General features: G+C 67.9%; 8 protein-coding genes. 2 read left to right on the forward strand and 6 right to left on the reverse strand.

The window, feature by feature from the left end; all coding sequences use genetic code 11:
* The 3 genes from B4C31_RS07360 to B4C31_RS07370 form a co-directional block, all read right to left on the reverse strand.
* On the reverse strand, nucleotides 1-269 hold a 269-nt coding region (locus B4C31_RS07360), incomplete at its 3' end, for a GTPase (RefSeq protein WP_291531954.1).
* 16 nt (nucleotides 270-285) lie between these two features.
* Nucleotides 286-1074, reverse strand: coding sequence for a pyrroline-5-carboxylate reductase (gene proC, locus B4C31_RS07365; RefSeq protein ID WP_291531955.1), 789 nt, complete (start codon nucleotides 1072-1074; stop codon nucleotides 286-288).
* Nucleotides 1075-1161: 87 nt separating this feature from the next.
* Complete coding sequence (locus B4C31_RS07370; RefSeq protein ID WP_291531956.1) at nucleotides 1162-2508, reverse strand: alpha/beta fold hydrolase; 1347 nt, start codon at nucleotides 2506-2508, stop codon at nucleotides 1162-1164.
* A 179-nt stretch (nucleotides 2509-2687) separates the two neighbouring features.
* On the opposite strand from B4C31_RS07370, the gene B4C31_RS07375 reads away from it, so the two are divergent.
* Together B4C31_RS07375 and B4C31_RS07380 are read left to right on the forward strand one after the other, a co-directional pair.
* Nucleotides 2688-5384: a sensor histidine kinase gene (locus tag B4C31_RS07375; protein ID WP_291531957.1), complete on the forward strand. Its 2697-nt coding sequence runs from the start codon at nucleotides 2688-2690 to the stop codon at nucleotides 5382-5384.
* Between the two features lie 54 nt (nucleotides 5385-5438).
* A complete protein-coding gene (locus B4C31_RS07380; protein WP_291531958.1) occupies nucleotides 5439-6155 on the forward strand; it encodes a response regulator in 717 nt (238 codons plus the stop codon).
* Nucleotides 6156-6199: 44 nt separating this feature from the next.
* Here the strand turns inward: B4C31_RS07380 and B4C31_RS07385 are convergent, their stop codons facing one another.
* The 3 genes from B4C31_RS07385 to B4C31_RS07395 all read right to left on the reverse strand — a co-directional run.
* Complete coding sequence (locus tag B4C31_RS07385) at nucleotides 6200-8821, reverse strand: ABC transporter permease (protein ID WP_291531959.1); 2622 nt, start codon at nucleotides 8819-8821, stop codon at nucleotides 6200-6202.
* 46 nt (nucleotides 8822-8867) lie between these two features.
* Nucleotides 8868-9728 (reverse strand): ABC transporter ATP-binding protein, encoded by an 861-nt coding sequence (locus tag B4C31_RS07390; protein WP_291531960.1) that lies wholly within the window; start codon nucleotides 9726-9728, stop codon nucleotides 8868-8870.
* A gap of 190 nt (nucleotides 9729-9918) precedes the next feature.
* The coding region (locus B4C31_RS07395; protein WP_291531961.1) for an O-acetylhomoserine aminocarboxypropyltransferase/cysteine synthase family protein at nucleotides 9919-11093 on the reverse strand (1175 nt) is incomplete at its 5' end.

The following is an 11093-nucleotide window of genomic DNA, read 5'->3' on the forward strand; positions in this document are numbered from 1 at the left end:
AACTGGTTGCCCAGGCCCTCGCCCTCGGACGCGCCCTTGACGATGCCGGCGATGTCCACGAACGTGACGGTGGCCGGCACGATCTTCTCGGTGTGCACGAGCTTGGCGAGCACCGGCAGACGGTCGTCCGGCAGCGGCACGATGCCGGTGTTCGGCTCGATGGTGGCGAACGGATAGTTCTCCGCCAGCACGTTGTTGCGGGTCAATGCGTTGAACAGTGTGGACTTGCCCACATTCGGCAAGCCGACGATTCCAATGGTAAGAGACATGCCCTCCAGCCTACCTTCAGCCCTGCACGGCCTCGATGGCGCCGATGGCGGCCCCGCGGAACCCCGCGTGTTCGAGCGCGACCACGCCCTTGATGGTGGCTCCGCCCGGCGAGCACACGCCGTCCTTCAGCGCGGACGGGGTCATGCCCTCCTCGACGATCTGCGCGCCGGTGCCCTCCACCATCTTGGCGGCGAGCCGGTAGGCGGTGTCGCGCCTGAGCCCGTATTTCACGCCGGCGTCGGCCAGGGCCTCGATGTAGACGGCGGTGAACGCGGGCGCGCAGCTGCTGACGATGCCCGCAACCGACATGTGCGCGGTGTCGACGGTTTCCAGCAGCGCAATCGGCTCGAACAGGGAGCGGATCAGCGCCATCTGCTCGTATTCCAGCGTGTGCGACTGCTCGACAACGAGCACGCCGCGGCCCACGCCGATCGGCAGGTTCGGCACGACCGACAGGTGGCTGGTACCGGGGATGATGGCCTCCAGCTGGTCGTTCCAGACGCCCCAGGCGATGGACAGGACGATCCTGCCGTCCAAGGCGTCCGCCAGCGGGGCCATGACCTCGCCGACCAGGTTCGGTTTGACGGCGATCACGACGACATCCGACTCGGCGACGGTCTCCTCCGCGCTGGCGGCGGCGCGCGCGCCGAGCTGCGTGGTGTCGCGCATGAGACGGTCGCGGTCGATGTCGTAGGCCACGATGTTGCCGGCACCGACCACACCGCCGTTCACAAGGCCTCGGGCCACGCCCTGCCCCATATTGCCGAATCCGATGAATCCGACGGTCACATCCTGCAAAGGCATATCCTCATCCTTTCTCGTCAATCCTTGAATTCCCTCTCCCTCCGGCGAGGGAAGCCGCACGACGGCTGGAGATACCGTCCCTCCGACTCAGAACAATTCCTCCAAGTCGCCGCGGTTCAGCGCCTCCTCATACAGGTGACGGAACACCGCGGACCCGTGCAGCCCATCGTGTTCGAACTCGTTGGTCACCCAGTAGTGCGAGCGCCCGACCCGGCTCAGCGTATCCAGCTGCATCCCCGAATCCACGTACATGTCGTCGAAGTACACGGCCGCCTGCAGCGGCACCTCGTTGCGGGCCAGCCGGTCGGCGTCGTAGATGCGTCCGAAGCGCGTATCCTCCATCAGCACATCCATCGCGGCCCGGAACGGATGCAGCGCGGCCTGCTGCTCGTACATCCACGGGAACATCGCCTCGCCGGTGAACAGCATCGGCCGCCGGTCCCCCGCGAATTCGGGATGCCGGTCGCGCACGCGCTGCGCGGCCCAGCGGATCGGCTCGTCCAGCTCGCCGTTGGCGTAGATGAACTCCTGCAACGGCCAGTACAGCGGCCTCGATCCGGTGGCGGCCATCACCTTGCCCAGGAAGTCGTCGCTCAACGGCGAGTCGGCGGACACGGACCCGTCGCCGTCCAGGAACGCGTCGTCCATGATCCAGTGCACCCGTTCGAAGCTCGGCTTCATGCCGAAGTCGGAGCCCAGGGTCTGGAATCGTTCCACGGTAAGCCGGTCGCCGTTCGGCAGGCGCACATCCCGCGCCGCCAGCCGGTCGGCCACGGCGGCCACGCGCTCCACGTCCTGCGGGTAGCGGTCATAGTACTGGCGCGTCTTCACGGCCATGCGCGGGAAGGTGTGCTCGTAGACCTCCGTGGCGTCGGCGGGCACATGCGGGATGCCGCCGGTGGTGAAGCTGGCGATCACGCCCTCCGGGAACAGCGATAGGTAGGTCAGGGTCAGGAATCCGCCGTAGCTCTGGCCCAGCGTGACCCACCGCGCGCCGGCGAATTCGGTGCGGCGCAGGTGTTCGAAATCGCGGATGATCGAATCGGCCAGGAACCGCTTGAGGTACGCAGCCTGCGCCTGGGCGCCGCCGGGGGCCAGTCGCGCCATCGTATGCGTGTCGATGCGATTGGAACGTCCGGTGCCGCGCTGGTCGGGCAGTACCACGCGGAAGTGCTTGATTGCCTCCGCGATCCAGCCGTCACTGGTGGGGTTGAGCAGGCGCGGGCCGGGGCCGCCGGGGCCGCCCTGCAGGAACACGAGCAGCGGCAGGTCGTCGTGCACGTGTTCGGGTGCGGTGACCACGCGGTAGAACAGGCTGATCGACTCGCCGTCGAATTCTTCGCCGGGCGTATGGCCGGTCCAGTCGAGCGGCACGCGGATCGACCGGTCCTCGATATGCAGGCCGGGCACGTAATACTGCGTCAGCAACGTCATCGGTTCCGTTTCCCTTTCCTTGCGTGGTCAAGCGGTTCCATGATATCCGAGAAACACGGGGATCCACCGCTCCGGCCGCCGCCGGCGGACGTGAACGGGCCGCGAGCGACGCCGCGCCGGCCATCCATCATGCCCGGGGATGATGGCCGGAGTGTATCATCCCACGGTAGCTTTGAATTATGAACAGGATGGAATGGTTCTCGGCCTGGCGCGCGCGCAATGTGCTGCCGCTCGATGTGCTCAGCACGCTGGCGATCGCGTTGTTCATGGTCGGCCTCGCCGCCTCGACCGGAAATACGCCGGGCATCCTGTTCGCGCATGACCCGACGTCGCAGATGGTGTGGTCGCTGGTCTCGCTGGTTCCGGTCATGTTCCGCCGTTGGCACCCGCAGGCGGCGGCGCTGTGCTATGCGGGTCTGGTGGCTTTGCATCTGATATTCGGCCCGGCGATGCTGTACAGCGATTTCCTCTCACTGGTCATGGTGTATTCGGTGATTGTCTACGGCGATCCGCGCAATACCAAGGCGTTCATCGTGCTGGCCTCGGCGTTCGGCCTGTTCGCCACGATGGCGATCACCTGGTCGGTGGATGTGGGTCCGATGTTCGGGCAGGTGTGGGACGGATACCGTCATATGTATTACGGTGCGTGCGCCACCCTCTATCAGGAGGGGTTCAGCGGCGAATGCGCCTCCACGTTGCTGACCGAGGGCTTCCAGATGGGGCTGCTGGTGGCGGCGTGTCTGGGGGCCACGATCGTGCTCGCCTACTGGCAGCGTGCGCGTCAGGCCACGATCCGCATGCTGCGCGAACGCAATGAGGCGATCGCGACACGACAGGACGAGGAACGCCACATCGCCGCGCTGGCCGAACGCGCGCGCATCGCCCGTGATATGCATGACGTGGTGGCGCACACGCTGTCGATCATCATCGTCCAGTCCGACGGCGGCCGGTATGCCGGCGTCGGGAACCCCGAGGTGGCCCGCAGCACGATGGAGACGATCCGCAGGGAGTCGGAGCGCGCGCTGCACGATATGAAACGTCTGCTGGGCGTCTTCGGCGGCTCCTCGCACGCCGATTACGACGACATCGCCGCGCTGGTGGACCAGGCGCGCGAGACCTCCCCCGATACCGCGATCGTCCGCTGTGTCGAGGGGACGGCCGCCCCGCAACGGCTGGGCGCGCAGGCGAGCATGACCGTGTACCGCGTGGTGCAGGAGGCGTTGACCAATGTGCGCAAGTATGCGGGGCCGCGCCCCACGGTCCGCATCGATGAGCGATGGGATGACGGCGGGCTGTCCCTGACGATTGCGGACAACGGCCGCGGCGCCTCGTCGGGGCTGGACGGGCATGCGCCCGGCTATGGGCTGATCGGCATGCGGGAGCGCGTGCAGGCCGTGGACGGCACCGTCAGCGCGGGCCCGGGCATCGGCGGAGGGTTCGTGGTGTCCGTCACCGTGCCGTACGCGGTCGCAGCAGACGCCGTTCCCGCGACCGCCGACGATGCGACGGCGCGATCCGCCGGTATCGCCACGGTCCCCATTCAGACCGCGGTGTCGCCGTCGGCCGTGGTTCCCGGCACAGGTCCGGCACCGTCTCCCGACGGGCGGGACCGTACCGCCACGCCGACCTTGGCGGGCGCAGCGACCATGCACGCGGGCGGCGACGCCGACGCAGCCGACGCGGCCTTCTCGCGCGTTTCAGCCGGTACAGCCGATTCGGCCGACCGCCCGGCACCGTCGTCCCCGCAGACCTCCCACATGCCGCGTCTGCCCCGGTTCACGATGCCGTCGTTCCCGCTGCCGGAACGCATCGTGCCGCCCTCGCTGCAGGAGATCGCCGGCAAGCTGCGTTCCAAGCCGATCGACCAGGCCGAGTCGGCGGGCGGCGAGCGGTTCAATTGGATCGAACGGCTCTCGCAATGGAGCGAACGCCATTACCTGATGATGGACGTCATCGGCACGGTGCTGCTGATCCTGGTGGCCTCCTCCGATCTGTTCGTCCATGCGGATTTCGTCGGCAGCCCTCTGCCCGACCATGGGCTGTACGTGTTCATCACCGTCATGGTGATCGGCCCGTTGGCCTTCCACCGGCGCTTCCCGGAGGGCACTGCGGCCTTCCTGGCGGTGTTCTGCGCCTTCGAGATGGTGTTCCTGCCCAGCGCGCCCTGGTGCAACATTCTGGTGCTGTACGCGCTGCATGCGGCGGCGGCGTACGGCCGGTCTCGCGCGTGGATGTGGCTGACGGCGGCCTCGCTGGTCGACTCCGTCCTGTTCGGCGTCAAGGTCTGCGCCAATATGATGGGCCTGAACACCATCTACGACCTGGTGTTCGAGCCGCTGCCGCTGCGGCTGATGCTGTACGTCGCCGCCGGGCTGATGACCGGTGGCGTGGTGTTCCTGTTGTGCTGCACGGCGATCGTCTACGGGCGCTGGACCCGTGCGCGCGGCGCGAACGTGCTGATCCTGCAGGCGCGCGAGGAGGCGCTCAGGGCCGAGGAGGCCAAGCAGCGCGTGCTGGCGGCGAATATGGAGCGCGACCGGATCAGCGCCAGCATCCAGGCCGAGGTCACGGCCACGCTGACCACGGTCATCGACCAGGCGGTGGACGGCTTGGCGATGCTGGACGATTGCGCGGCGCACGGCGAGACGCCCGCTCCGGAGACGATCGCCGCCGCGTTCGAGGCGATCGGTTCGCGCGGACGCGACGCGCTGGCGCATATGCGCCAGCTGCTGCGGGTGCTGCGCGAGACCGGCTTCAGCGACGAGCACCGGCCGGCAGCGCAGGAGACGATGCGGCTGACCCCGGCGGCCTCGTTGGATGACCAGATGCAGGCCGTCAGGCCGGCAGACATGGAGTCGGGCACCGCCGCGGCATGATTCGCGGGTATGAACAACGGGGATCGAGACAAGGAGTTCGCTACAGTGGAAGGCATGAATGCTATGCAACGGATTCGCGTGGTCATCGCCGACGACCAGGAGCTGGTGCGCGCCGGCTTTGCGATGGTGATCGGCTCCCAGCAGGATATGCAGGCGGTCGGGCAGGCGCGTGACGGCGCCGACGCCGTCCGGGTGGCCGAATCGCTGCATCCGGATGTGGTGCTGATGGATGTGCGCATGCCCGGCATGGACGGCATCGAGGCGACCCGTCGCATCACCGCGCTGGAATCCGAGGCCGCCGAGGGGGCGCGGCCGACGCGCGTCATCATCCTGACGACCTTCGACCTGGATGAGTATGTGATGGCGGCCATCAACGCGGGCGCCTCCGGCTTCCTGCTCAAGGACACCGAGCCGGAGACGCTGCTGAGTTCGATCCGCACCGTCTATCAGGGCAATGCCATCATCGCTCCCTCGGCCACCAAGCGTCTGATCGAGAAGATGATGGAGGACGGGTACACCAAACCGCATCCGGTGCCCGAGACCGCGCCCGCCGCACCGGTCTACACCGATCCGGAACTGGACGAGCTCACCGACCGCGAACGCGAGGTGCTCATCGAGATCGCGCACGGCCTGAGCAATCAGGAGATCGCCGACAAGCTGTTCATCAGCCTGCCGACCGTCAAGACGCATGTGGCCCACATCCTGGCCAAGATCAACGCCCGCGACCGCGTGCAGGCCGTGGTCTTCGCCTATGACAACCATCTGGTATAGAAAATGACCTCCCTGCGATGAGGGAGGTCATTCCTTTTAGAGGCTCAGGCCTCGGCCAGGGCCTCGACGGGCGGGGTCCTGACGGCCCGGCGGGCCGGGAAGACGCTGGCCAGCAGCGCGGCGACCGCGGCGATCGCCAGGATCGCCCCCGAGGTGGCCCAGTCGATCGGGAACACCACCGAGCCGAAGCTCATCGAGAACACGATGTACGAGCCGATCCAGCCGAACACGGTGCCGACCACGATGCCGACCACACCGCTGACCAGCGAGATCAGCAGCGCCTCGATGGCCAGCGAGCGCCGCAGCTGTCCACGCGTCATGCCGATGGCGCGCAGCGTGGCCGATTCGCGGGTGCGTTCGATCACGGACAGGGACAGCGTGTTGGCCACGCCGATCAGCGCGATGATCACGGCCACGGCGAGCAGGGCCACCAGCACCATGAGCAGCATGTTGACCATGCCGTCCCAGGACACGCGTTCGGCGATCGATCCGCCGACGGTGATGCTGGGGATGGAGCTGACCGCCTGCTGGATGTCGTCGATCACATCCGCCGGGGTGACGGTGCCGTCGGTTTTGGCCCACACCTCGTAGCCGTCGGGCTTGGCGCCCAGCCGGTCGAGCGTGTCGGGCGGCATCAGCCCGTAGATGCCGTACGGGGTGTTCACCCCGCGGAACGGCGCGGCCTCGACGGTCGGTTTGAACGCGATGCCGTCGACGATGTCGCCGTCGTCGTTGTAGGTGGCGTTGAGTTCCAGATCGAGCACGGACCCGTCGCGCACCGGGTAGTCGTCACTGTCGCCGGCCAGCGCGTCGGGGACGAGCAGCACGCCGTCGCGCAATCCGTCGATGACGTCGCCGTTCATCACGGCCCGACCCTGCTGCGCGGTGAGCGTGTACACCTGCAGGTTGCTGTCATAGTCGTCCGTATGCCAGACGGCGTTCGACGAGCCGATCAGTTCGGCGTCCCGGATGCCGGCGACCTTGCGGATGTCGTCGAGTACGGTCTGGTCCACGCCTTCGCCGGAGACCTGGATGTCCACGCTGTACCGGGCGTCGAGTTCGCTGGCGAGCGTCTGCCGGGCGCTGGCCGCGCCGGTGCCGAGCGTGGAGACCAGGGCCACGCCGATGAGCAGCGCGGTGCTGGTGGCGGCCACGCGCCGCGGGTTCTTCTGGATGTTGGCGGTGGCGATGGTGGATGCGGGGCCGATATGGGCCACAAGCGCGCCCACGCCCTTGAGCAGGAGCGGCACCCACCGGTTGGCGCACAGCAGCAGGCCGAGGAAGAAGATCATGACGCCACCCATGGCCATGAGCAGCACCAGGGAGAACTGCTCGTTGCTCAGCGCGGATTCGCCGTGCGCCTGCCGCCAGGTATCCACCACGGTGAACGCGGTGACGGCGGCGCCGAACAGCATCATCAGCAGGCTGACCACCAGTCGGGCGGCACCCGATTTCCTGGCCGCGCTGACCTCCAGCGGCTGCAGCGCCTCCAGCGGGGTGACGGTGGTGGCGGTGCGGGCCGATCCGAGCGAGGCCAGGATCGTCACCACCACGCCGAAGGCGATTGGTACCAGGAACACCTGCGGGGTGAGCACGGTCACGAAGCTGATGCCGGAGAACTCCACGCCCGCCACATGCAGCAGCTGCATCAGTCCGATGGACAGGCCCACCGCAACCAGCGAGGAGATCAGCCCCAGCAGCAGCGCCTCGGCCACCACGGAACGGTACAGCTGCCCCTTCTTCGCGCCGATGGTGCGCAGCAGCGCCAGCGTACGGCGGCGTTGCGCCACCAGCACCTGGAAGGTGTTGGCGATGACGAGCGCCGCCACGAACATGGCAAGCACGCCGAAGACCATCATGAACGTGGTCATCATGCTGGTCTGCCCGCCGCCCAGCCGTTCGAGCGCCTGGTCCTCGCTCGCGCCGCGGTCCAGCGCGGCGAAGTGCGCGGGCAGCAGGGCGTTGACCTGCTTGATGACCTGTTCGGCGTCCGTGCCCGCCGGCGGTTGGATGTCCAGGTACAGGATCGTGCAGTTCAACGATGCGTAGCCGGGATCGACGGCCACGCTATCCATCAGCCGTCCGATCGCCCCCTCGGACACGACGGCCGCGCCGCCGTAGTACGCGTACGCGCCGCCCGGATCCAGGCTCAGGCCGCTGACGGTCAGCTCGACGGGCGTGCCGTCCGAGTAGGCCGCGCTGACCGTATCCCCGATGCCGACGTCGAGCCGCGCCGCCATATCCCGCGGGAGTACGATCTGCCCATCGCCGGACGGCCACTCACCCTCCGCCAGATCGACCGGCATCAGCGTGGACGGCGTGGCGTTCGCGATGACGATGCCGCTGGAGTGCCGGTCGCCGACGGTCACCTCGATGTTCAGCATCACGTCGGCGCGCACGCCGGCCACGCCCTCGACCCGGCGCACCTGGTCCAGGTTCAGGTCGCCGACGGTGATGCCGTACATGGGCGCATCGTCGTCGCTGGCCACGACCGCGTAGTTCGCGTCCCCGTAGGACGCCGAGATCTGCCGGCGCAACGAGTAGTCGAGCGTGTTGCCGAATAGCAGCGTGCTGGCGATGAACATCGTGCCGATCAGGATGGCGATGCCCGCCGGGATCAGCATCCGGGCGTTCTTCCGCATGAGTTTGAGCGTTATCGACCACATGAGCGTTCCTCCTTACCTCTGTTATGCCGTAACCGATGCGTGCGGATCACCGGCGATGGCGGCCGGCGGTTGCGGCATGCGCCCCGGTGCGCGTGTTCCGCGCACTCTGCGGCGGCAGCGGCACGCCGGCGCCCGCGCGCGGCGATGGCGCTCCGGCTGGCGTCAGGGACTGGCGGGTGGCTCGCTCCCGCTCCTGCATGAGCAGCTGGTTCATGCGTTCGGCGGTCGGGCCGGTCTCATCGGCCACGATGCGGCCGTCCGCGAAGACGATGGCCCGGTCCGCGTAGGAGGCGGCGACCGCGTCATGGGTGACCATGATGATCGTCTGCCCCAATTCGTTGACCGACCGGCGCAGGAAGCTCAGGACCTCCGCGCTGGAGACGGAATCCAGGTTGCCGGTCGGTTCGTCGGCGAAGACGAGCTGGGGGCGGGCGATCAGCGCGCGGGCGATGGCGACGCGCTGCTGCTGGCCGCCGGACAGCTCGTTCGGGCGGTGGTCCAGGCGCTGCTTGAGCCCCAGCGTGGTCACGAGCAGGTCGAACCAGGCGCGGTCCGGTTTCTCGCCGGCCAGCGTCAGCGGCATGATGATGTTCTGCTCGGCGGTGAACATCGGCAGCAGGTTGAAGCTTTGGAAGATGAAGCCGATCTTGTGTCGGCGCAGCATGGTCAGCTGATTGTCGGTCATGGTGGTGATGTCGGCGCCGTCGAACATGATGTGCCCGCCGGTGGCGGAGTCGAGTCCGGCGAGCGTGTGCATCAGCGTGGATTTGCCGGAGCCGGACGGCCCCATGATGGCGGTGAACCGCCCCTGTTCGAACGCCACGTTCACGCCGCGCAGCGCATGGACGGCGTTCTCGCCGTTTCCGTAATCCTTGACCAGGTCGATGGCCTCGATGGCAGTGGTCATGTCGCACCCCTTGGTTGTCCGGAGCCGGAGTCCATCCCGGCTGTTGCCCCCAAGCTATCCCCGGTCCGGGGTCGGCCCACATCGTGCGCCGGGCGGAACCGCGGCGTCGCCGTCATCCCTGGGGATGACGGCGACGCCTAGGATGCTCCGGACCCGTGTGCGGACCGGCGGTGCGGATATGGGTCGGCGTTCAGCGCAGGTCCCGCACGGCGGCGAACCCGCGCTCGAGGTCGGCGAGGATGTCGTCGATATGCTCCAGGCCGATCGACAGGCGGATGGTGCCGGGGCCGATGCCCTGCGCCGCCAGCTCCTCCTCGCTCTCCTGCGAGTGGGTCGTCGAGGCGGGGTGGATGACCAGGCTCTTGGCGTCGGCCACGTTGGCCAGCAGACTGAACAGGCTCAGCCCGTCGATGAACGTGCGGGCCGCGTCCAGACCGCCTCGGATGTCGAACGTAAAGATCGGGCAGGCGCCATTCGGGAAGTAGCGCAGGTAGCGTTCGTGGTCCTCGCGCCCCTCGATCGAGGGGTGCGAAATCGAAGCGACCTCGGGGACGGTACGCAGGTATTCGATGACGCGCAGGGTGTTGGCGACATGCCGCTCCACGCGCAGGCTCAGGGTCTCGATGCCCTGCAGCAGCAGGAACGCGGCGAACGGCGAGATCGTCGCGCCGGTGTCGCGCAGCAGCACGGCGCGGGCGCGGGTGACGAACGCGGTCGGTCCGAGCGCCTCGAAGAACCGCAGCCCATGATACGAGGGGTCCGGCTCGGTCAACGTGGGGAATCCGCCGGCACCGGCCGACCAGTCGAATCGTCCGCCCTCCACGATCACGCCGCCGAGCGTGGTGCCGTGTCCGCCGAGGAACTTGGTCGCCGATTCGACGACGATGTCGGCGCCGTGTTCGAGCGGCCGGAACAGGTACGGCGTGGCGAAGGTGTTGTCGACGATCACCGGCAGCCCGTGGCGGTGAGCGATCGCGGCGATCGCCTCGAAGTCGGGCAGGTCGGCATTGGGGTTGCCGAAAGTCTCGAAGTAGACGAGCCGGGTGCGATCGGTGATCGCCGCCTCCAGGGCGGCGTGGTCGGCGATGTCGACGAACGTGGTGGTGATCCCGTCGCGCGGCAGCGTGTGGCGCAGCAGGTTGTAGGTGCCGCCATAGATGGTATGGGAGGCGACGATGTGGTCGCCGGATTGGGTGATGTTGCGCAGCGCGTATTCGACGGCGGCCGCGCCCGAGGCGACGGCGAGCGCCGCGGTGCCGCCTTCGAGCGCGGCGACGCGCTGTTCGAGCACCTCCTGCGTCGTGTTGGTCAGCCGCCCGTAGATGTTGCCCGCGTCCCGCAGCCCGAAGCGGTCCGCCGCGTGCT

It is taken from the genome of Bifidobacterium sp. UBA4282 (assembly GCF_002394995.1).
Taxonomy (GTDB): Bacteria; Actinomycetota; Actinomycetes; order Actinomycetales; family Bifidobacteriaceae; genus Bifidobacterium; species Bifidobacterium pullorum_B.